At 40.4% G+C, this 22,221-nt stretch carries 18 protein-coding genes; 6 read left to right on the top strand and 12 right to left on the bottom strand.

The genetic code is table 11. The features are described from left to right. Window positions 1–7: 7 nt before the first annotated feature. The 4 genes from INP93_RS00170 to INP93_RS00155 are packed head-to-tail and all read left to right on the top strand — an operon-like array spanning window position 8 to window position 5,161. Window positions 8–1,288, top strand: a complete 1,281-nt coding sequence (locus tag INP93_RS00170) for an isochorismate synthase (RefSeq protein WP_197544807.1) — start codon at window positions 8–10, stop codon at window positions 1,286–1,288. Between the two features lie 5 nt (window positions 1,289–1,293). Then, the gene (gene menD / locus INP93_RS00165) at window positions 1,294–3,000 is read left to right on the top strand and encodes a 2-succinyl-5-enolpyruvyl-6-hydroxy-3-cyclohexene-1-carboxylic-acid synthase (protein ID WP_049376114.1); all 1,707 of its coding nucleotides are present in this window, start codon (window positions 1,294–1,296) and stop codon (window positions 2,998–3,000) included. Between the two features lie 46 nt (window positions 3,001–3,046). Beyond that, window positions 3,047–3,790, top strand: coding sequence for a 2-succinyl-6-hydroxy-2,4-cyclohexadiene-1-carboxylate synthase (gene menH, locus INP93_RS00160; RefSeq protein ID WP_111387448.1), 744 nt, complete (start codon window positions 3,047–3,049; stop codon window positions 3,788–3,790). A 54-nt stretch (window positions 3,791–3,844) separates the two neighbouring features. Beyond that, on the top strand, window positions 3,845–5,161 hold the full coding sequence (locus INP93_RS00155; protein WP_111387450.1) for an MFS transporter: 1,317 nt from the start codon (window positions 3,845–3,847) through the stop codon (window positions 5,159–5,161). A gap of 150 nt (window positions 5,162–5,311) precedes the next feature. Here INP93_RS00155 and INP93_RS00150 read toward each other — a convergent pair whose 3' ends face one another. The 9 genes from INP93_RS00150 to nrfA form a co-directional block, all read right to left on the bottom strand. Then, window positions 5,312–6,406 carry a 5-methyltetrahydropteroyltriglutamate--homocysteine S-methyltransferase gene (locus INP93_RS00150; RefSeq protein ID WP_197544806.1) on the bottom strand — a complete coding sequence of 365 codons (1,095 nt, stop codon included), beginning with the start codon at window positions 6,404–6,406 and terminating at the stop codon, window positions 5,312–5,314. 109 nt (window positions 6,407–6,515) lie between these two features. Then, window positions 6,516–7,718, bottom strand: coding sequence for a BaiN/RdsA family NAD(P)/FAD-dependent oxidoreductase (locus INP93_RS00145; RefSeq protein ID WP_197544805.1), 1,203 nt, complete (start codon window positions 7,716–7,718; stop codon window positions 6,516–6,518). 3 nt (window positions 7,719–7,721) lie between these two features. Beyond that, window positions 7,722–8,777 (bottom strand): heme lyase NrfEFG subunit NrfF, encoded by a 1,056-nt coding sequence (gene nrfF / locus INP93_RS00140; RefSeq protein ID WP_049384508.1) that lies wholly within the window; start codon window positions 8,775–8,777, stop codon window positions 7,722–7,724. A 1-nt stretch (window position 8,778) separates the two neighbouring features. Beyond that, entirely contained in the window at window positions 8,779–9,309 is a 531-nt protein-coding gene (locus tag INP93_RS00135) for a DsbE family thiol:disulfide interchange protein (protein ID WP_197544804.1), read from the bottom strand. Continuing rightward, window positions 9,302–11,206, bottom strand: a complete 1,905-nt coding sequence (gene nrfE, locus INP93_RS00130) for a heme lyase NrfEFG subunit NrfE (protein ID WP_197544803.1) — start codon at window positions 11,204–11,206, stop codon at window positions 9,302–9,304. Before nrfE ends, INP93_RS00135 begins: the two co-directional genes overlap by 8 nt. Before the next feature lie 148 nt (window positions 11,207–11,354). Further along, window positions 11,355–12,320 carry a cytochrome c nitrite reductase subunit NrfD gene (nrfD, locus tag INP93_RS00125; RefSeq protein ID WP_049376107.1) on the bottom strand — a complete coding sequence of 322 codons (966 nt, stop codon included), beginning with the start codon at window positions 12,318–12,320 and terminating at the stop codon, window positions 11,355–11,357. Further along, on the bottom strand, window positions 12,317–12,994 hold the full coding sequence (gene nrfC / locus INP93_RS00120) for a cytochrome c nitrite reductase Fe-S protein (RefSeq protein ID WP_049376106.1): 678 nt from the start codon (window positions 12,992–12,994) through the stop codon (window positions 12,317–12,319). The genes nrfD and nrfC overlap by 4 nt, the downstream gene beginning before the upstream one ends. Then, complete coding sequence (nrfB, locus tag INP93_RS00115; protein WP_197544802.1) at window positions 12,994–13,659, bottom strand: cytochrome c nitrite reductase pentaheme subunit; 666 nt, start codon at window positions 13,657–13,659, stop codon at window positions 12,994–12,996. Before nrfB ends, nrfC begins: the two co-directional genes overlap by 1 nt. A gap of 72 nt (window positions 13,660–13,731) precedes the next feature. Continuing rightward, a complete protein-coding gene (gene nrfA / locus INP93_RS00110; protein ID WP_180363118.1) occupies window positions 13,732–15,255 on the bottom strand; it encodes an ammonia-forming nitrite reductase cytochrome c552 subunit in 1,524 nt (507 codons plus the stop codon). Between the two features lie 509 nt (window positions 15,256–15,764). Between nrfA and INP93_RS00105 the strand changes: the two genes are divergently transcribed. Both INP93_RS00105 and INP93_RS00100 read left to right on the top strand, forming a co-directional pair. Next, a complete protein-coding gene (locus INP93_RS00105) occupies window positions 15,765–19,880 on the top strand; it encodes a YadA-like family protein (RefSeq protein ID WP_193451376.1) in 4,116 nt (1,371 codons plus the stop codon). 113 nt (window positions 19,881–19,993) lie between these two features. Continuing rightward, window positions 19,994–20,713 carry a DUF554 domain-containing protein gene (locus INP93_RS00100; RefSeq protein WP_193451375.1) on the top strand — a complete coding sequence of 240 codons (720 nt, stop codon included), beginning with the start codon at window positions 19,994–19,996 and terminating at the stop codon, window positions 20,711–20,713. Between the two features lie 22 nt (window positions 20,714–20,735). Here INP93_RS00100 and mutM read toward each other — a convergent pair whose 3' ends face one another. From mutM to rpmB, 3 genes are all read right to left on the bottom strand, one after another. Then, window positions 20,736–21,551: a DNA-formamidopyrimidine glycosylase gene (gene mutM / locus INP93_RS00095; protein WP_193451374.1), complete on the bottom strand. Its 816-nt coding sequence runs from the start codon at window positions 21,549–21,551 to the stop codon at window positions 20,736–20,738. Window positions 21,552–21,623: 72 nt separating this feature from the next. Then, the gene (rpmG, locus tag INP93_RS00090) at window positions 21,624–21,794 is read right to left on the bottom strand and encodes a 50S ribosomal protein L33 (RefSeq protein ID WP_005613503.1); all 171 of its coding nucleotides are present in this window, start codon (window positions 21,792–21,794) and stop codon (window positions 21,624–21,626) included. Between the two features lie 11 nt (window positions 21,795–21,805). Continuing rightward, window positions 21,806–22,042 (bottom strand): 50S ribosomal protein L28, encoded by a 237-nt coding sequence (gene rpmB, locus INP93_RS00085; protein WP_005599762.1) that lies wholly within the window; start codon window positions 22,040–22,042, stop codon window positions 21,806–21,808. Between the last annotated feature and the right edge of the window lie 179 nt (window positions 22,043–22,221).

Genomic DNA, 22,221 nt, shown 5'->3' with positions numbered 1-22,221 from the left:
ATTTTTCATGGGCCCTTTAGAACAAGCTAAATCTGAGCTAATTCGCCAGTTTGAAACCTTGGCGACAACTGATCAGCAACCCGCTATTGTACGTCTTCAAACGAAGATGAAATTGGGTGTTGATCTTTTGGCATGGATGAAAGGGCAACTTGTTTATCCACAATTTTATTTACGTTTTCGTGATGAAGCTAAAACCGTCGCAGCGGTGGGAAAAGTGCGGTCATTTTCAGATGTGAATTTGGCACAGCAATTTATCCAAGAGTACGATTTCCCTTTAGTCGGTGGTTTACAGTTTCAAGGTGAAAGCCAGTTTATTTTGCCTCAAGTTTTAATTGAACAACAACATGGTGAGACTGAGATTTCAGTTTTTGTTGAAACAAATGAGCTTAATCTGGCAAAAGCGGTATTGAATTCATTCGAAAAAACGACCGCACTTTTACCACTTAATCAATTAACCATCGAAAGCATGGTGCCAAAAGCAAACCAAGAAACATGGTGTGACTGGGTCAATCAAGCACTCGCTCGTATTCGACAAGGGGAATTAACCAAGCTTGTTTTGGCGAATGAAACCGTGTTTGGTCTTCAGGGTGAGTTAAACGGAAAAGATTTTCTTGCAGCAAGCCAAGCAAAAAATAGTGGTTGTTACCATTTTTTATGGGCAGATAATGCAGAACACTGTTTTGTAGGTTCGACGCCTGAACGCTTATTCGCACGAGATGAGCGTCAGTTATTTACGGAGGCGCTTGCGGGCACTGCACCTGTTAGTGATAATCCTAGTGAAAATAATGAACGTGCGAATTGGTTATTAAATGATGAAAAAAACCTCAATGAAAACTGGTTGGTGGTTGAAGATATTTCACAAAATATCAGTCACTTAGTGGAACAAATTACCGTTGATGATGTCGCATTAAAGTCATTACGCAAAGTGCAGCATTTGATTCGAAAAATGCACGCAAAATTGACCGCACGTTGTACGGATGCCGATTTACTGAAGGCAATTCATCCAACGGCAGCGGTATCAGGTTTACCACAGCAACAAGCGAAGAAAGCTTTGGCTGAAATAGAAACCTTTGATCGTCGTTGGTATGCTGGAACATTAGGCGTGATGAGTCAACATCTCTCAGAATTTTGTGTCACCATTCGTTCGGCTTTTATTGAAGAAAACCAAGTACGTGTATTTGCTGGCGCGGGGATTGTGGAAGGCTCACAACCTGTAGAAGAGTGGTTAGAAATTGAACGTAAAGCGGCAGGGCTGATTTCCCTGTTTGCAGAGAATAACGGAGAATAAGAAGAATGTCTGTAAGCGTATTTAATCGTTGTTGGTCAAAGGTGATCTTAGAAACTTTGGTTCGCCAAGGAGTCAGTCACTTTTGTATTGCGCCTGGTTCACGCTCAACACCTTTAACGCTAGAAGCTGTGCGTTTACAAAATGCTTCTCGTGCAACGTGCCATAGCCACTTTGATGAACGTGGTTTAGGCTTTTTTGCGTTGGGGATTGCAAAATCTACCCAAGCACCTGTTGCCGTGATTGTCACTTCGGGCACCGCAGCAGCAAATTTATATCCAGCAATTATCGAAGCTCGTCAAACAGGCGTGAATTTAATTATTCTTACCGCTGATCGCCCACCTGAATTATGGGAGTGTGGTGCGAATCAAGCTATCGTGCAACAAAATATGTTTGCCGATTACCCCGTTGCAAGTGTCAATCTACCGAAGCCTCAGGCCGATTATGCAGCAAAATGGTTAATTTCTACGTTAGAACAAGCTTGCTATAAACAAAAACAACAACCAGGTGTGGTGCATATCAATGTGCCTTTTGCAGAGCCACTTTATAATGCGCAAGAACAAGAAATTGACGGTCATCCATGGTTAATGCCAATTCAACGTTGGTTAAGTCAGCCTAAAAATTGGGTCGATCATCAACCATTACAGCAAGAAGTGTTAATGCACGAGAATTGGGATACTTGGCGTACGAAACGTGGTGTGATTGTGGCAGGACAATTAACGCCTGAACAAGCAATGGGCATTAACTCATGGGCAAATACCATGGGGTGGATTTTGCTTACGGATATTCAATCAGGTGTAGAACCTCTCATGCCTTATGCGGATATTTGGCTGGCAAACCAAACAGTGAAGCAAAAATTACTTCAAGCTGATATTGTGATTCAATTTGGCTCTCGTTTTATCAGTAAACGGATTAACCAATTCTTAGCGGAATTCCAAGGCGAATTTTGGGTGGTGGAGCAAAGTCAAAATGCAGTTGATCCAAACCACCATACACAAACTCGCTTTAACGCCAAAGCTCATCATTGGTTACGTGCACACCCGCCATTGCGTCAAAAGCCTTGGTTGCTCGAACCACTTGCGCTTTCTAAATTCTGTGCAACCTTTATCGAACAACAAGTCGGCGGCAATCTTAATGAAGCTTCATTAGCACATCATATTGAGCGTGTTTTACCTTACAACGGTATTTTGTTCTTAGGAAACAGTCTTTTTGTACGCTTGGTTGATGCATTAACCAAATTACCTGAAGGGTATCCAATTTTCACTAACCGTGGTGCAAGCGGAATTGATGGCTTATTAGCTACAGCTGCAGGTATTGGTATCGGTGCCGATCAACCTGTGGTGGCCATGATTGGCGATACGTCTACGCTTTATGATTTGAACTCTTTAGCCTTATTTAAGAATGTCACTCAACCAACCATTATTTTTGTGATTAACAATAATGGTGGTGCAATCTTTGATATGTTGCCGGTGGATGAAGAGGTGAAAGAGCAGTTCTATCGCTTGCCACATAATGGTGATTTCTCTCAAGTCGCGGCAATGTTTGGCTTAAAATATGCCTTGCCTTACACCTGGGCAGATTTAAGCTCCGTGTTAAAACAAGCTTATACTCGCCGCCGTGCGACATTAATTGAAATTAAAACAAACCCAAGTGATGGTAGCGCAACCTATAAGCGCTTGATTGAACAAATCAGCCACGCGGTGATTGGTGAATAATTTTTTCCCCTCTTATATAGAGGGGATTTCTTTATATGGCATTATTATGATGAATCTTGTTTTTCTTCATGGCTTATTAGGTACGAAATCAGATTGGCAAAAAGTCATCGAAAATCTACCGCACTTTCGTTGTTTCTCTCTCGATTTACCGTTTCATGGTGAGAATAAAGCTGTTGCCGTTGAAGATTTTGAGCAAACCGCTCAGTGCCTTGAAGAACAAATTCAACATCTCATAAAAAATGAGCCTTATATCTTAATCGGTTATTCACTTGGTGGACGAATCGCACAATATTATGCACTGCAAGCGAAAGTGAAAATAGGGCATTTAAAGGCAGTCATTTTAGAAGGGGCGAATTTAGGTTTACAATCTGAACAAGAAAAACAAAGCCGTCTAGTCAATGACAACATGTGGGCTGAGCGTTTTTTTCATGAAAAGCCTGAAACCGTGCTCGAAGATTGGTATCAACAACCTGTTTTTTCTCATTTAAATGAACAGCAACGTAAGGCATTAATTGAAAAGCGAAAAGCCAATAGTGGGGCAAATATTGGTCATATGTTATTAGCCACTAGTCTTGCTAAACAGCCTGATTTTCGCGAGAAAGTGCGGTCAAGTTTGCTGCCATTTTTTTATTTTTGTGGTGAACGAGATCAGAAGTTTCGCCAGATGGCAGAGGATAATCAACTCAATTTAACGCTTATTCCTGACGCAGGCCATAATGCACATCTAGAAAACCCGACATATTTTGCTGAAAAAATCGAAAATATCGTATTAAAAATTGCTCAACCTTAAGGGAAATGCTAGGATTTAGCCCTTTCGTTTTATTTGAACTCTTAAGGAAGCAAAATGTCCTCACAACTTCGTAATGATCCACTTAAGGTTGCTTTAGCATCTATGGTGGGTACCGCAATTGAATTCTTCGATTATTATATCTATGCCGCTGCGGCAGTATTAGTTTTTAACACGCAATTCTTCCATAGTGGCGATCCGCTTTCAGATGATTTGCTTTCTCTTTCAACACTAGCCTTAGCGTTCTTTGCTCGTCCAATTGGCTCCGCTTTATTTGGGCACTTTGGTGATAAGATTGGTCGTAAGAAAACCTTGGTCGCCTCTTTGGTTTTAATGGGCGGATCTACTGTCGTTATCGGTTTATTGCCGACTTATTCTCAAATTGGTATTTGGGCACCGATTTTGTTATGTATTTGCCGAGTCGGTCAGGGTATTGGTCTTGGTGGTGAATGGGGCGGCGCTGCTTTAGTGGCAACAGAAAATGCACCAGAAGGAAAACGTGCTTGGTATGGTACATTCCCTCAATTAGGTGCACCAATTGGTTTATTTGTTGCTAATGCGACCTTCTTCTTAGTGAGCTATTTCTGGGGGCAACAAGCCCTTGTTGAGTGGGCATGGCGTATCCCGTTTGTTTCTTCTTTAGCCTTAGTTTTAGTTGGGTTGTATGTTCGTTTAACTTTACATGAGAGCCATGTTTTCGTTGAAGCGGAAGTAAAAGGGAAAAAATTAAAAGCACCGGTGAGTGTGGTTTTCACTAAACACTTTAAACCAATGGTGATTGGTACATTTATCATGGTGGCAACCTATTCCTTGTTCTATATTATGACCGCCTTTGCTCAAGCGTATTCTCGTACACCGGCAACCCTTTCAGAAGCGGGCTATCCTATGGGGTTAGGCATTCCTGCCAATACCTTCACGGGATTACTTTTAATGAGTGCGATCGTTTTTGCGATTTTTATTAGTATTTCAGGTCTTTATGCAGATAAAATCGGTCGTCGTAAATGGTTGATTTGGACAACGGTCAGCATTTTAATTTTTGCATTATGTATGCCATTATTCCTTGGAAATGGTACACCGGCTTCTGTATTTGCTTTCTTAGTAATTGGTATGGCATTAATGGGCATGACATTTGGCCCAATGGCGGCGTTATTACCTGAATTATTCCCAACGGAAGTACGTTATTCTGGCGCCTCTTTAGCCTACAATATTGCATCCATTATCGGGGCAACCATTGCGGCAATGATTTCATTAAAAATCAATGCACTTTATGGCTTAATGGGTGTAGGGATTTATTTAGCCATTAATGCATTCTTAACCTTGTTAGCATTATTAGCCTCAAAAGAAACGAAAAACGTCGATTTAACGCAAATTTAGTGACAAATTGATAATGAAAAAGCTGATGCGAATAACATCAGCTTTTTTATTTATTGAAAGGAAGTAATAAAAAAGAGCGTATTGCTACGCTCTCAGTCTATAAAAGTGCGGTTAAAAAACAGCGTGTTTTTAACATCAGGTGTGAAAGAGTTAATCTTCACCCCATACTTCTTTGGCGATTTCTTCAACGTAACGGACTTTTGCCCATTGCTGTGCTTCCGTCATGATATTCCCTTCTTCTGTTGATGCAAAACCACATTGTGGGCTTAAGCAAAGTTGCTCAAGTGGAACATATTTAGTCGCTTCTTCAATGCGAGCTTTAATAGCCGCTTTATCTTCTAATTCAGGGAATTTTGAACTGATTAAGCCTAATACCACGCGGCCTTTGTGTGGGTTATTGGCAAAGTGTTTTAATGGCTCAAACCCACCAGAACGTTCGTCATCATATTCAAGGAAATAGCCATCGTATTGGGTTTGACCGAATAACGCATCCGCAATAGGATCATATGCGCCAGTTAATAAATAGGTTGAACGGAAATTGCCACGACAAACATGCGTTGTGATAACCATATCTGCTGGTTTAGCGGCTAATACAACTTGAATATTTTCAAGGGCTTGCGCTTTATCTGCTTCAAATTCTGGTTTTAAGTGATTATTACAGAGTGAACCCCAATACACATCATCAAATTGTAAATAACGGCAACCCGCATCGTAGAAAGCTTTGATCGCATCTTTATAAGCTTGTTGAACATCTTTGGCAAATTCTGCACGCGTCGCATAAACTCCTGTATCCCATTGAATTGGATACATTAATTGATTCGGACTTGGAATGGTATATTTTACGATGCCACGATCCCCAACAATGTCTTTTAATTTTTTGAAATGTTCGATAAATGGATGGTTTGGATTCCAAGATACTTTACCGCAGCAGCGAGTATTGTAAGGTTTGGTTTCCACACCATTAAATTTATAACCATGTTCAGGCTGATAACCTTCGATGCCATTTAAGTTTTCTAAGAAATCAATATGCCAAAATGCACGGCGATATTCTCCATCCGTGATGACTTGAATACCTGCATCTAACTGAGCTTGTACTAATTTTGCAATTTCTTGATCTTCAACTTCTGTTAATTGTTCACGCGAAAGTTCACCTGCTGCAAATTTTGCACGGGCTTCTTTTAAAGGTTGAGAACGCAAGTATGAGCCCACAGTATCAGCGTGAAAGGGAAGTGTTTTTGATGTCATGTTTATATCCTTCTTTTCATTTTAGTATGATGATTTTAACGTAAGGATATTTCATGATCAAAGTAATGATTTTTCCATTCATGATGAAAATAATTAATGCAGAGAAAGATTAGCTTTCAGCAATCCCCATTGCACAAACGGCAGCAGAACTCCATGCCCATTGAAAATTATAGCCACCTAACCAACCAACGACATCGAGCACTTCACCGATAAAATAGAGACCTTTAATCTTTGTGGCTTCCATGGTTTTAGATGAAATCTCATGGGTATCAACACCGCCCATTGTGACTTCAGCTGTGCGGTAGCCCTCAGTGCCATTAGGAATGAATTGCCAATTGTGGATTAAATTCTCTAGATTTTCTAACCGTACTTTACTTAAATTTGCAATCACTTCATCTTGAATCAAGCCTTGTTCTAACCAAAGTTCGACTAATTTCTTCGGCAATAAGCGACTTAATACGGTTTTTAGCTGCAATTTTGGCGAAGATTGACGCATTTCATCCAGGTGATGACGAATATTGTTATAAGGCAATAAATCCAAATGAATGCTTTCACCCGGTTGCCAATAATTGGAGATCTGTAAAATAGCAGGACCAGATAAACCGCGATGGGTGAATAGCATTTGATGAGTAAAGGTTTTGTTTTGATTTGTAGCCGCCACATCTAATGAAACACCAGAGAGAGCTGCATAGAATTTTTCACTTTCTCGCCACGTGAATGGCACAAGACTTGCTCGCGGAGGAATCACATTTAATCCAAATTGTTCTGCAATTTGATAGCCAAAAGGCGAAGCGCCTAAGCCAGGCATGGAGAGCCCACCTGTGGCGATAATTAAATTCTGGCATTGCCATTCAACCGCATTTACCTTTAATTTGAACCGCACTTTAGGATTGTTTTCAACGACTTCAACATCACTGACTTCGCTACGTAATTGAATGCTAACACCATATTTGTTACATTCCGTTCCGAGCATCTTCACGATATCTTCTGCGCCGTTATCACAAAATAACTGACCTAATTCTTTTTCGTGGTAAGGAATGCCGTATTCAGCGACTAAAGCAATAAAATCCCATTGTGTATAACGTTTTAGGGCAGATTTGACGAAATGCTTGTTTTGACTGATATAACGGTCTGGACTGATTTCCATATTGGTGAAATTACAAAATCCGCCGCCAGACATTAAAATTTTTCGGCCAATTTTCTTACCGTTATCAAAAATGGTGGCTTGCTTGCCCAGCTTTCCTAACTGTGCGGCACAAAATAAGCCGGCAGCACCGGCTCCAATAATGATATTTTCTGAATAATGAGACATAGCTTATTGTGAGGTTTGTCCTTTTTCAAAATAGTCTATCATTTTGATTCGTTGGATGACAGTACGGCGATCCACGGCAGAATTCCCCGAATCTAATAATTGTTGCCAATAAGCTTTGGCTTTTTCGGCTTCATGATTTTTAAAAGCTTCAGTCGCCAATAATGTGATTACCGAGATTTCATGTTTATCTTGTTTTAACGCTTCATCCATTATTTGCTGGATTTGCGGTGTGATGTTTTGACCTGCTTGATAATAAAGTGCGGTCGCTTTTAGGCCTAAAATAGCGGGTGTTGTGCCTGAAATTTTTTCTGCATTGCTATAGGCGATGAGAGCATGATCAAATTCATCATTTTGCATATAGGCGTCACCTAGCTGAGCCCAAAGCTCAGGGTTATTCACATCTTCTCGAATTTTATTTTGAATTTTGAGCACCATATCTTCTTTTTGATGCACCATTGATGTATCTGCTTTTTTGTTGGCAAGCTCAATCATTTCTTTTTCACCTTGTTGAACACGCTCAAAACGATCAAGGGAGAAGTAATAACTTAAAGGAAGAACCAACAAAATAGCAAAGACCCAAATGGCAGATTTGGTTTCAAATTTGACCGCATTTTTTTCTTCTTTAGGCGCTGTATAAGGTTTATTTTCAAGTGGTTTAGGTTCGTCTTCTGATTTTTTAGTGGAAAACAAAATCAACGCAAAAGCACCAATTAATAGCAAAATAGGTAATAACCAGAGGAGTGCGGTATTCCATTGGAAAGGGGGCTTATAGTTCACGAAATTACCGAAACGTGCAGTCATCGTATCAATAATTTGCTGATTCGTTTTTCCTTCATCCACCATTTTATAGACTTCAATACGTAAGTCATAAGCAATCGGCGAATTGGACTCAACTAAGTTCTGATTCTGACATTGTGGGCAACGTAAGGATTTTGCCAGTTCAACAGCACGAGTACGATCGGCTTGGTTTTTAAACGCATAGGTGTCCACCATTTCTGCGTGAGCAAAAAGGGCGAAAGTCAGTAAAAGTGCGGTCAGAAATCGGGTTAATTTTTTCATTTTACTTTTTTGTTAATTCATCAAGTTTTGGTTTGATTTCGGTAAGCCACGTTTCACGATCCATATAGCCAGAATGACGATAACGGATCATGCCGTGTTCATCGACAATATAGGTCTCTGGTGCACCATCTACGCCTAATTGCATCGCAAATTCACCACGACTATCGTCAATGGTAAGTATAAATGGATTACCCATACGTTCTAGCATCGCAATACCGTTTTGTGGTTTGTCACGATAGTCGATGCCCACAATGAGCACGTCTTTTGAAATTTCCATTAAAAGAGGGTGTTCTTGTTGGCAATAGCCACACCAACTTCCCCACACATTAAGTAGAAAAGGCTTTTTCGGGAAATCTCTTGGGCTGACAATTTGACTCGGTTCAAGCAAATTCGCTTGATAGAATTCTGGCACAGGCTTATCAATGAGAGCTGAGGCAATTTGTTTTGGATCTTTATGTAAGCCAACAAAAAGCAGTAAGCAAATACTCAATAACAAAATCAGCGGTAAAAACAAAATAAACTTTTTATTCATCACGTTTTCTCTTCAAATTGATGGCTGAACATAATGCACCAAGTGCCATTAAAATGCCTCCGAGCCATAACCAGCGAATAAGTGGTTTGTAATGTAAGCGGAATGTGAACTCGCCTTTGCCTAAGTTATCGCCCATAACAATGTATAAATCGCCCCAAAAGCCTGCATCTAAGCCCACTTCACTCATGGTCATAGTTCGAACATCATAATAACGGCGTTCCGGTACAATTTCAGCGTACGGTTTGCCTTGTTTTGACACGCTAACGAAAGCGACTTCGGCGGTAAAGTTTGGCCCAATTTCATTGGAAAAACGATCGTAGTGGAATTCAAATTGACCTAATTGTTGGCTTTGTTGTGGTGCAAGTCTAACACCTAATTCACTACCAAAGTAACTACTCATCACGGCGCCCATTGTGGCAATAGCCACGCCGCAGTGTGCAAGAATCATTCCAAAATAGGCAAGTCTTACTTTTGTCCAATTTTGCCATAAGGTGACGAATAATACCCAAATAGCGAGGGTGAGTAATACATAAGCAAAGAAATGGAAACGTAACGCACTGTCATTTTGCAACGCGTTCCAAATCATGCCATAAGCAATTACTGCAGCGGGAATAAGTAATAACAGACGTTTGAAAAAGCGTTTTTTGTCTGATTTAAACCAGTTTAAGCAAAGTGTACCCGCCATGGCAAAAAGTACTAACGTGAGCAAGGGCAAGAAAATACTATTAAAGTAAGGGGCCCCCACAGAAATACTTCCCCAATTCATGGCTTGGAATAGCATAGGATAGAAGGTGCCTAAGAAGGCACTGACGGTTGCGACGGTCAATACGATGTTTAAACCTAAAATAGCCCCAGTTTTAGAAATGAGTGGAAATTTGACCGCACTTTCATTGGTATTTGTGCGTAGCGCAAATAAGCTGAGCGAGCCGACAGTCAGTAAGAAGAAAATGAGTAATAACACATAACCACGGGAGCTATCTAAAGCAAAGGCGTGCACGGAAGTTAATGCGCCTGAACGGACAATAAATGTGCCTAATACACTGAATGCAAAAGCGAGTAGGGAAAAGAGTGTTGTCCAGTAGCTAAACATGCCTTGTTTTTCAGTCACCATTAAGCTGTGTAAAAGTGCAAGACCCAATAACCACGGCATAAGAGAGGCGTTTTCTACAGGGTCCCAGAACCACCAGCCACCCCAGCCTAATTCATAATATGCCCACCATGCACCGAGCACGATCCCTAATGTTAGGAATAACCAAGAAACGAGAACCCAGGCTCGCATCGCACGCGCGATTGCTTGCGCAGAACGATTAAAGATTAAGGCAGAAATGGACATGGCAAAGTTAACGGCAAAGCCCACATAACCCACATATAACAGTGGTGGATGGAAAATTAAGCCAATATCTTGCAGCATTGGGTTGAGATCTCGCCCTTCCGCAGGGGCAGGAAAAGCACGTCCAAATGGATTGGAGTAGAACAAAATAAAAATAGCAAACCCAAGACAAATTAAGCCGAGTAAAGAAAGGGTTTGTGCAGAAAAAGTGCGGTCATTTTTGCGAGAGAAAAAGGCAAAAGCCACTAACCAAAGACTTAATGTGAAAAGCCAAAATAAAATTGAGCCTTCGTGTCCGCCCCATGTGGCGGCGACTTTGAAAAATGTTGGTAGTTGAGAATTGGAGTGCGCTGCCACGTATTCCAAAGTGAAGTCATCTGTTGCAAAAGAGTAGGCAAGAATACCGATTGAAACGCTCGTAAAAATACCGAAGCAATAACTTAATCCCCAAGCTGTGTTGGTGAGAGAGGGTTTATTTCGCCAAATACCAATTTGTGGCACGATAGAAAGTAAGAGTGCTGCGGTAGTAGCGAAGAGTAGTGATAGAAATCCGAATTCGGGGAGCATAGTATTCTTCAGTATTATATAGTTGTATTTGACAAAATAAGGTTAATTTTAAGCATGAAAAACATACGTAAAATTAACCGCACTTTAGTCTTTTAAATAAACAAAAGGCGTATTGTATACGCCTTTTGATTAAATAAGAAGTTTATCCTTACGCAACGGTAAGTTGTCCTGCATACAAGATGAAGTAACGTAAGCAGAGAACCCCGATTAAGTCGAAGATTGACACAAGGATAATAAAGTTCTTGTTGTATTTTAAGTTGTCTTTTACTGCAAGGTTCGCAAGTAGAGGAATGATGATACCAATTAAGAATACCCCAATCCAGAACACTGCACCCCAGAAGCCGGAAAGTGCATTGTGTAATGCAACCACTTTCTGACCACCACCGAAGTGTAGACCAACAAAGAAACAGATTAATAAACCAAGTTCAGTCACCATAATTGGCACTTCAAATTTATGAATGAAGTGTGATTCATGGCTATCACCTTTTAATTTACCTGCAATGAGGATAAATAAGAAGGTTGCTGCGATACCTGAAGAGGTACCAGAAGCCAGGAATAACGCTGGTAGAACAGGGTTATTCAACATTGGGTAACTGATCAATGCTGAAAGTAAGAAACCAGTATAAGCCCCTAGCACAGCGGCTAAGATGAAGAGAATAACTTCTACAGGACCAGTTAAACGTTCTAATACATTGATAATTTTACCGATGAAGCCAAGTTTTGGCATAAAACGTTGAATGAACGCCATGATATCTTCTTTGAAGATAACCGCACACCAACACACCAAGAACAGCATATAAACTTGGAATAACATTACCCCCATAGACATTACAGAGTTGAATTGATAGTTAAACATCAATTTCCAGAATGTCCAAGGACGTGCCAAGTGGAAAATTAACAGGGTTAAACCAATTAATGTTGGCACAGAACCTAAAACGGCGGCTGCTCGGATAATCCAGTTTTTGCTAGGATTTTCTAATTTGTGACTACGTTTATAAGCAATCGCTAATTGTACCGCACCGGAAGAAATACCAAGTAAGAACAAATAGATAGCGATTGTTGAATCCCACACTAAATTAGGTGTGTGAAACGGAACAGGATAATCTAATGTCATCTTCTTGGCTCCCCGTGTTGGAATGGAATATGGTAAAGATTTGGTTGAGTACCTAATTCCACTTTCGTGCGATAAACCGGTTTTTCTTTCACTTTGCGGGAAACGGCACTGCTTGGATCATTCATATCGCCAAAGGTTAATGCTTTGGTTGGACAAGCTTCTACACAAGCAGGTTGTTTGCCAGCTGCTAAGTTTGTATCGCGACAGAAGTTACATTTGTCCGCAGTACGGTGTACTGGGTGAATGAAACGTACGCGGTAAGGACAAACTGCAATACAGTATTGGCAACCTACACAAAGATCTTTATGCACATCGACGATACCTGTTTCAGGATCAATAAATGATGCACCGGTCGGACAAACTGCCACGCAAGGGGCGTTTGTACAGTGTTGGCAAGATTGACGGAAAAACTCGTATTCTTGATTTGGGAATTCGCCGTAAGGTTCACTACGGAGAATTTCCAAACGTGAAACGCCTTCAGGAACGTGGTTTGTTTCACGACAAGCATCCATACAAGCGGTACAGCCGATACAAGCTGTTTCGTCGTGTACCATTGCATAGCGTTTCGGTTTATCCGCCTTTTCCTCTTTCGCTAAAGAGGTAACTGATGTCCCCGTCATAAGGATTAATGCCCCCATGCCGGAAACAAAGTTTCGGCGTGAACAAGCTGTCATTATTTATCCTTTTGTTCGGTTGATTGCGTTTGTGATTGTGCTTCTTTTGCCGCTTTGCGTTTTTGTTGTTCGCCGTGGCAATCTACACAAAGTTTCACACGATTTTTCGGTTGAATACCTTTCATCGCATCATCTTTCGGGTGTAATGTGTGGCAGCTTGCACAAGGCAATTTCATTGCGTGAACATCGTGCGCCCAAAGTTTTTCACGAAGTTTTGCCGGTTGGTGACAAGCAAAACAAACTTGGTTTTGTTCTTGCGCGGTATACATTGGTTTTTTATCACCAAAGATATCGCCATCAAAACGCATCACATCTTTTGCACCACGACGGTGATCTTCCGAAATATTACCGTGACAGTTTACACAGTTAATCGGTTTACCTGTGTTAGGGCTTTTTTGATTTAAGTGTGCGCCGTGGAATTTACCAAAGTGTAATTCACCACCAGATTGATCTAAAGTTTGGTTTTTATCAACTTGGTCAAATTTGTGACATTTTGCACAATATTGGTTTGGATCACGTTGGTTATCCATTTGTGGCTCGTAAGTGAGTTGAGAGGCAGGTGTTTTTGCCATCTCTTCCGCACTTGCAGCCATTGGCATTGCCGCAAGCATTGCAAGCAATGCAAGGGATTTTGCCGATTTGCTGATTAAAGAAGTTAAATTCATTCTGATTACCTCAAATATATGGTTAAAAATGACCGCACTTCGACACTTTAGTTACAAAGTGCGGTTCTTTTTTTATTGTTTTGTTGCGGTATCTTCAGCTAATTTGCCATTGGCTTTCGCTTCTTTTACCCATTGAGGTACAACAGTTTCTAAGAATTCTTTTTTCGCTTGACGTTCTTTCTCGATATCAATACCCATTACTTTCCATGCTTTATCAGCTGTAGAAATATCTGGTACTTCAACCGGAGTTTTCACGCCATGTTTAGTTAAGATTGCTGCAAGTTTAGCACGTGCATCCGCAGCTTTGTCGATACCAGAACCTAATACGCGAAGCATTACATCAGGTGCGTGCATGTGACCACCGTGACTTGCTGCTGCGTAGTCCCAACGCCATTGAGCGTGACGGATATCCATTAAAGCAGGTTCCATTTCTTCTTTAGTTGCACCTGCATCCCATGCCGCTTTCGCTTCAAAGTGAGCACGAACAACTTGATCTTCTAAACGACCCATTACATCTTTCACTTCTTTTTTACGTGAAGCAACGATGTCTTTAAGTTTTTCTTTGCTTTGATCGTGACAGTTTGCACATGTGGTATCAAATGCATCGAATGGGTTTTGGATTTGGTGGTCGGTGTAAACTTTACCGTCTTTACCTTGTACTTTAGGCATGTGACAGTCGATACAAGTTACGCCGTTTTTACCGTGCATACCTAAAGACCAAATTTCAAAGTCAGGGTGTTGCGCTTTTAACATTGGTGCTTTAGAAAGAGAGTGAGTCCAGTCACTGAAGCCGATATCATCATAGTATTTTTCGATGTCATCAACAGTTTGACCGTTATCCCAAGGGAAGGTTACTTGTTTTAAGTCGCCCGCGAAGTAGTATTCAACATGACAGTTTGCACAGATTTCAGCACGTTTTTCAGTGCGAGCAGCTGTGTTAAAGCTTAAGTTAGCTTGTTCTTTACCTTCAGCTTTTGCTTTTGCTTGAAGTGCATTATTTAAGTGATCTAATGCACGAAGAACGTGTGGACGAGCAATACGTAATGCAGGTTTGCCTTCAGCAAAGTCTTTAGAGGTCGTATCGTGACAGTCAGCACAACCGATCGAGTTGACAATTTCTGGTCCACCTTTAGCCCATTTGGCACCAAAGTAACCATCTTCACCCCATTCTGCAATTAAACGAGGAACGTCTGGACCTTTACAAGTCCAACATGCCATTGGTTGAGGGCCATCATTTGCATTTTTGGGCGCACCAGTACGTAAAATATTACGTACATCTTCTACTGCATAAACGTGACCACGAGGTGCGTTATATTCTTTTGCGAAAGAATAGCCCCCCCATAACACGATTAAACGAGGATCTTGTTCATTAGCATAGATGATTTTGTCGCCTTTTTCAGTCGCTTTCCACGAATTGAATTGGCTAGGATATTTCTCAGCAAATTTTTCATTCACTGCTTCGATTTTTAAATTAGGGTTTGGTGCTTCCACAGGTTGTTCAACAGGCTTGTATACCATTTCAGCCATCGCTGAGTTATACACACCTAAAGCTGCGAAAGAAGTGGCCAAAACAAGGCTTTTTCTCAATGCGTTCACGATAATCACTCCATTAGGAAAGAATAAAAAAACAATTTTAAATGCGAACAATTCCTATTAAGCTTTTGAAATCACTCATAAAAATAGCTCAACGCAAGCATAAGATACCAAAAAGTAGTAGTTTTCCTAAGGTTTTTTTTCAAAACTTTGAGGTTGATCAAACTTTAAAATCAAAATACTCATAAAGGGGTATGTTGGGTGTTAAGGAAGTGGTAGAGGAGGATACCCTAAAGAGGAAAAAGTGCGATCGATTTTCATCGTGTTTTTTACTTGTTTGAGAGAGATTAAACCCTTGTGATTAGCCCATCCTGACTACTTTTTTAATGTTCGGTTTTTACGCAAACGTTAAAATGTAAATTTTTTGTAAAAAACAGTGTAAAAAGCAAACATTTACTTGATCTTATGCTTCGCTCCTATATACTCCAAGAACTTTATTATTTACTTGCTTAGTTTGCATTATTTTAGCTTCGCAACAACTTATTGGCCTATTTGTTTGGGAGAACCTTTTTATGAACAAAGTATTTAAGATTATTTGGAACAAAACGACACAATCTTTTGTCGTGACATCAGAATTAGCGAAAGGGGCAGTAAAAGCCTCTTCAAACTCAGAACAACGTGTAACAAGCGAAACACGTTTATCTTCTCTTTTTAAACTTTCAGCATTTGCACTTTCTTTATCTGCAGTGATGATGCCGGCGCAAGCGAACGTGATTGTGGGGGATGGAAGCAATGCGCCTACAAATGTACATCCTTTTAGTATTGCGGTTGGGAACAGTGCCACATCAGCAAGCGGTGGAAGTACTACCGCTATTGGTTATGGCGTAAATGGTCGTTATGACAATAGTGTGCTGATTGGTGATGGCACAGGAAATTATGGTGGAACAACGGGTAGTCGTAATATTCTCATCGGTCAAAATGCTCAAGTTGGTGATAGCACTTCTGTTATACGAGTAAACCAGTCTATTGCTATTGGAGCTGGCATTAGAGCTGATAAAGCAGCTACATTTGGTGGTAATTCTATTACTGAGGGTGCATGGGCTCGAGGCGATCAATCAATTGCGATTGGCGGTAATGTTATTTCTTATGGTAATGCATCGGTTGCGATTGGTGGGGATGATACTGATAAAGCAGCGGCTACACAAACGACTTATATCAATACTAATGGCCAAGATAAAACGGGAACGGTTCAACAAGCATTTAAAGATTTAACTGGAGGGGATCTTCAAACTCCCCGTTGGATGAATACGATTGCTGGTGAGGCTGCTGTATCATTAGGAACAAAAACAAAATCTGGGGATCTTTCATTAGCATTAGGTTCATTGGCTGCAGCGCAAAAAACGAATGCTGTCGCTGTTGGTACAGGAGCTAATGCAACTTTTGCAAACTCTGTTGCGATTGGTGGCGGTTCTGCGACGGATAAAGCGGGGGTTGCCTATACTACTCGTACTATTTTAGGGACAACTTATACTTGGGCGGGTGGTGCTGATACTATCGCGGGGGATGTTGTTTCCATTGGTAAAAAAGGCTATGAACGTCAACTCATCAACTTATCACCAGGTGATATTTCTGCAAACTCGACTGATGCGATCAATGGTTCTCAGCTTTACGCTGCGATGGCAGAAATTGAAAAAATCCGTTATTTCTCGGTTAATTCTACTGTTGAGGGAAATAAAAATAATAATGGTGCAACGGCAGTTAATTCTATTGCAATTGGTCCTGATGCAAAATCAAGTGCAGTTAATGGCGTTTCATTAGGTAATAATGCAACCAGTAATTATTCAAACTCTACAGCGATAGGTTTTGCGACTCATGCGGATGGCGGTAATGCTACGGCTGTTGGTACAAATGCTAAAGCTGTTACCAACTCGACAGCGCTAGGTTCTAATACAGATGCGAAAGAGTTAGGTGTGGCTATCGGTCATACTGCCTCTTCTGCTTATGCAGGCGTTGCTACGGGGGCGAATGCAAATGTTAGTGATATTTATGGTATTGCAGTAGGTAATAATGCAAATGCTTCTGCACAAGCATCTATTGCTATCGGTAAAGGTGCAGTAGGTACAGCAGCTGATGGTGTAGCGATTGGTTCATCAGCTAATGCAACGGTACAAAATTCAGTTGCACTAGGTAAAGATAGTGTTGCAGGTGGCAATGTTTTCGGTGGAGCTGCCCATGAAGCCGCTTTCAAAAATGATACTGGCGTGAGTGAAAATAAACAGTTTAAAGCAGGTTTAGCTAATAATTCGCTTGGTGCTGTTTCAGTTGGTAAAGAAGGTTTTGAACGTCAAATTCAAAATGTAGGTGCGGGCCGTGTTACTGCAAACTCTACTGATGCAATCAACGGTTCACAGCTTTATGCCGTATTAACTTATAGTGGCTTTAACGTACAACAAAATGGTACTGATAAATCACGTATTAATAACAACGGTTTTGTGAACTTTAAAGATGGTAATTTAACCACTGTAAATGTAACTGATGCGGATAATGGCACCATTGTGAAATTTGATGTGAATACAACAAATTTCACGACTGATGCAGCAGGCAATGTAACTGCAGCGAATCCAAATAATATTGCTACAGCAGGTGATGTAGCTGATGCAATTAATAACGTACGTAATATGCCATTAACCTTTGCTGGTGACACTGGTTTAAATGTTGAACGTAAATTAGGCACAACGGTTAATATTAAAGGTGGTCTAGCTGATGACGCTAATCTTTCTGACAATAATATTGGTGTAATAGCTGATGGCGAAGATACATTAAATATCAAGTTAGCAAGAGATATCAATATCAATAGTGTTACAACTGGCGATACTGTGATGAATAGTGATGGTATCAAAGTGGGTGATGATGTTGCTTTAGATAAAGACGGCTTAACAACAGGTGATGTGTCTGTAACAAAAGATGGCATTAATGCAGGTGACAAAAAAATCACAGGTGTTGCAGCTGGTATTGATGATACAGATGCAGTCAATGTTTCACAATTAAACAAAGCCGTTAATGCCGCTAAAACTGGAGTAGAAGCAGGTGAAAATACCACGGTTGAAGAAAAAATAGACGCTAATGGTAAAAGTGTTTATACAATTAATGCCGTGGATACGTCAGCGAATGTGACAACTTCAGAAGCGCTTACTGTAGATCCAAAAGGCCCAGAAAAGTTAGGTAATGCTTTAGTAACTAACTATCATCTTGATTTATCTAAAAAAACGAAAGATGAGATTAAACAAGGTGTTGATGCGAAGACTACGGTAGACACAAAAGGTCTAACTTTTAACGGTGATAGCGGTTCAACTAATGTGGAAAAATTGGGTTCTACTGTTACGATTAAAGGTGATGATAATATCACCACTAAAGCAACTGATGATAAAGTTGAAGTTAAATTAAACAAAAACATCAACGTTGATAGCGTAAAAGCTGGTGATACAACCATTAATACTGATGGATTAACTATTGCTGGTGGTCCAAATGTTACTAAATCAGGGATTGATGCTGCAGGTAAGACAATTAGCAATGTTGCAGATGGCGCTGTTAATGCCAATAGCAAAGATGCAGTGAATGGTAGTCAGTTATACGAAGTGAAGGAACTTGCGGGTAAAGGTTGGAATGCAACTGTGAATAAAGACGGTGGTGAAGCTGTCACTGTAAATAAAGACGGTAGTGAAACTGAAGGTGGAACTGTTCAAAAGGTAAGCCCAGGTGATACCGTGACTTATATTGCTGGACAAAATATCAAAATTAAGCAAGCTGGTATGAATTTTACTATTTCTACCACAGAAAACTTGAAAGCTAAAAATGTCACTGCAACAACTATCAATCTTGGCGAAGGTGATAACTCAACGCCAATTACAGTAGTAAGTGGTAAAGATAAAGATAAAGATAAAGATAAATATGCAGCACCAAATCTTGATGGTAAAACACCAAAACGTATGAAATTTGGTGATGAAACTGTTGCGACATTAAGTGACGGCTTAAAATTTGGTGCAAACGTAGGCGATGTTTATGGTGCGAAATTAAATAGCCAAATCAATGTGAAAGGCGCAGATAGCAACACAAACTGGAGTGAGTTTGATGGTGGTGATAATGTGATGACAAACATTGATAAGAGCGGTAATGTTCGTGTAGGTATCAAGAAAAACCTTAAAGTGGAAAGCGTAACGGCAAACAAATTCACTGCGGGTGATACTGTGATTGATGGCAATGGCGTCACCATTAAAAATGGTCCAAGTATGACTAAAAATGGTATTGATGCAGGTAATAAACAAATTACCAATGTTGCACCAGGACGCATTGCGGCAGACAGTACTGATGCGGTAAACGGCAGCCAATTACACGAAGTAAAAGCTGACATGAATAACAAGATCAACCACTTAAATGGTCAAGTGAACAAGTTAGGTAAACGTGTCAATGCAGGTACAGCGAGCGCATTAGCAGCGTCTCAATTGCCACAAGCGTACATTCCTGGTAAGAGCATGGTATCTGTGGCAGCGGGTAATTACCAAGGTCAAAATGCAGTGGCATTAGGTATGTCACGTATTTCAGACAACGGTAAAATCATTATCCGTTTAGCCGGTACGAGCGATACACAAGGTAAAGTGGGTGTAGCAGTTGGTGCAGGTTACCACTGGTAATTTATCGTTAATAAACAAAAGGCATGGGGAACCATGCCTTTTTTATTGCCAAAAGTGCGGTCGATTTTCATCCTGTTTTTCGTATAATAGGATATGTTAACTTGGAGATGAATATGATTATCGGACCTTATATCAATGCACTGGCGATTATTAGTGGTGCAGTTATTGGAGCAGCGCTCGGTGGACGTATTCCAGAACGTTTACGCACTAATTTAACCTTGATCTTTGGTCTGTGTTCTATGGGCATGGGCATTGTGATGGTAGCGAAAACGACAAATATGCCTGCAATGATTTTATCGGTGTTATTAGGCACGATAATTGGAGAATTGCTTTTATTAGAGCATGGGATCAATAAGCTCGCCTCATCAGCGAAAGGCCTTGTTGAAAAGATGTTCCCTGATACACCAAGTAGCATGCATAGCCAAGAAGAGTTCTTGTCTAAATTTGTTGCGATTGTGATTTTATTTTCTTTTAGCGGAACGGGTATTTTCGGGGCGATGAATGAGGGGATGACAGGGAATTTTGATATCCTCATTGTGAAATCCTTTCTAGATTTCTTCACCGCGATGATCTTTGCTACATCGCTCGGCATTTCTGTCGCGAGTATTTTTGTGCCACAAACATTGGTTCAAGTGATTTTAGCTTATTCTGCAGTATTTATTATTCCTTTTGTGACACCTGAAATGCGAGGTGATTTTGCCGCAGTAGGCGGTATGCTAATGATAGCGGCAGGTTTTCGCATTTGTAATATTCAAATGTTCCATGTAGCGAATATGTTGCCGGCTCTTTTCCTCGCCATGCCGATTTCTTATTTCTGGAGTGCTTTTTTCTAAAAAAATAAGGCGTGTATCACGCCTATTTCTTTTTCTGACAATGTGGGCAATAAAAGCTATTGCGTTGCCCAATAATCATACTTTCAATCTTTGTACCACATTTTGGACAAGGTTTATCTTTGTTTCCATAAACTAATAATTCCTGAGCAAAATAACCTGGACGGCCATCGGGTTGTAAGAAATCTTTTAATGTTGTTCCCCCTTGTGTAATAGCTTTTGTTAATACACTTTTAATTGTTTCAACGAGTAAGGCACATTGGTTTCGCGTGAGATTTTCAGCTAATTTCATTGGGTGTAAACCACATAAAAAGAGTGTTTCATTGGCATAAATATTTCCTACGCCCACAACAACAGCATTATCCATTAAAAAGGTTTTAAGTGCGGTCGATTTTTTGCGTGATTTTTTAAAAAGGTATTCGGCATTAAATTCATCAGAAAGTGGTTCAGGACCAAGTTTTAGGAAAAGATGAAAGTCATCTAAGTTTTCAGTCCATAACCACGCACCGAAGCGTCTAGGGTCGTTATAACGCAGTAATTTGCCATTATTCATCACAATATCAAGGTGATCGTGTTTATCAATAGGGCTATCGTGTGGCACAATTCGAACGGAGCCAGACATCCCTAAATGACCAATGATGTAACCTTTTTCTGTGTGAATAATTAGATATTTCGCACGACGAGAAGTATCTAAAATTTTGACGTTTTTGAGCGTTGTTAATTCTGGAGAAACCACCCAGCGTAATTGTGGTTGGCGCACTACAATTTTTTCAATGGTAAAACCTTTTAAATAGGGGCTGACACCACGTAGGGCTGTTTCAACTTCAGGAAGTTCAGGCATAGATAATCTCGGTAATGAATTTGTGGTATAAAAAAACCCGAACAATGTCGGGCTTTTTTCAAATCAGCAAAATTATTTGATTTTTGCTTCTTTATAGATAACGTGTTTACGCACTACTGGATCAAATTTTTTGATTTCCATTTTTTCAGGCATATTACGTTTGTTTTTATCAGTTGTGTAGAAGTGACCAGTCTCTGCTGTAGAAACTAAACGGATTTTCTCACGAGCGCCTTTAGCTGCCATGTTTTAGCTCCTTAGATTTTTTCGCCACGAGCACGGATTTCAGCTAACACTGCATCAATGCCTTTTTTATCGATAATACGCATACCTTTCGCAGTTAAACGTAAGGTTACGAAACGGTTTTCACTTTCAACCCAGAAACGGTGAGTGTGAAGGTTTGGAAGAAAACGACGACGTGTCGCATTCAACGCGTGTGAGCGGTTGTTACCCACAGCTGGACGCTTGCCTGTTACTTGACAAACTCTAGACATAATAATCTCCAATAATTTAAATATAAGCTCGAGCTTATGGTTCGGATAATGAAGCTTAAAACTAAGCTTGCTTCCTCGTCAGGTCGCAGTATCCGACCCACTTACTATATTAAAGGTCGCAAATTATACTGACTTTATTTTCATTTCTCAAGTCTAAAAGCGATTTTTCCGTCTTTAAA

It is taken from the genome of Haemophilus parainfluenzae (assembly GCF_014931415.1).
Lineage (GTDB): Bacteria > Pseudomonadota > Gammaproteobacteria > Enterobacterales > Pasteurellaceae > Haemophilus_D > Haemophilus_D parainfluenzae_AF.
This window is presented reverse-complemented; position numbering and strand designations above follow the sequence as displayed.

Bases quoted from the DNA above. Each gene is read 5' to 3' on its own strand.
- INP93_RS00170 (WP_197544807.1), top strand. From the start codon at position 8: ATGGGCCCTTTAGAACAAGCTAAATCTGAGCTAATTCGCCAGTTTGAA.
- menD (WP_049376114.1), top strand. From the start codon at position 1,294: ATGTCTGTAAGCGTATTTAATCGTTGTTGGTCAAAGGTGATCTTAGAA.
- menH (WP_111387448.1), top strand. From the start codon at position 3,047: ATGATGAATCTTGTTTTTCTTCATGGCTTATTAGGTACGAAATCAGAT.
- INP93_RS00155 (WP_111387450.1), top strand. From the start codon at position 3,845: ATGTCCTCACAACTTCGTAATGATCCACTTAAGGTTGCTTTAGCATCT.
- INP93_RS00150 (WP_197544806.1), bottom strand. From the start codon at position 6,406: ATGACATCAAAAACACTTCCCTTTCACGCTGATACTGTGGGCTCATAC.
- INP93_RS00145 (WP_197544805.1), bottom strand. From the start codon at position 7,718: ATGTCTCATTATTCAGAAAATATCATTATTGGAGCCGGTGCTGCCGGC.
- nrfF (WP_049384508.1), bottom strand. From the start codon at position 8,777: ATGAAAAAATTAACCCGATTTCTGACCGCACTTTTACTGACTTTCGCC.
- INP93_RS00135 (WP_197544804.1), bottom strand. From the start codon at position 9,309: ATGAATAAAAAGTTTATTTTGTTTTTACCGCTGATTTTGTTATTGAGT.
- nrfE (WP_197544803.1), bottom strand. From the start codon at position 11,206: ATGCTCCCCGAATTCGGATTTCTATCACTACTCTTCGCTACTACCGCA.
- nrfD (WP_049376107.1), bottom strand. From the start codon at position 12,320: ATGACATTAGATTATCCTGTTCCGTTTCACACACCTAATTTAGTGTGG.
- nrfC (WP_049376106.1), bottom strand. From the start codon at position 12,994: ATGACAGCTTGTTCACGCCGAAACTTTGTTTCCGGCATGGGGGCATTA.
- nrfB (WP_197544802.1), bottom strand. From the start codon at position 13,659: ATGAATTTAACTTCTTTAATCAGCAAATCGGCAAAATCCCTTGCATTG.
- INP93_RS00105 (WP_193451376.1), top strand. From the start codon at position 15,765: ATGAACAAAGTATTTAAGATTATTTGGAACAAAACGACACAATCTTTT.
- INP93_RS00100 (WP_193451375.1), top strand. From the start codon at position 19,994: ATGATTATCGGACCTTATATCAATGCACTGGCGATTATTAGTGGTGCA.
- mutM (WP_193451374.1), bottom strand. From the start codon at position 21,551: ATGCCTGAACTTCCTGAAGTTGAAACAGCCCTACGTGGTGTCAGCCCC.
- rpmG (WP_005613503.1), bottom strand. From the start codon at position 21,794: ATGGCAGCTAAAGGCGCTCGTGAGAAAATCCGTTTAGTTTCTACAGCA.
- rpmB (WP_005599762.1), bottom strand. From the start codon at position 22,042: ATGTCTAGAGTTTGTCAAGTAACAGGCAAGCGTCCAGCTGTGGGTAAC.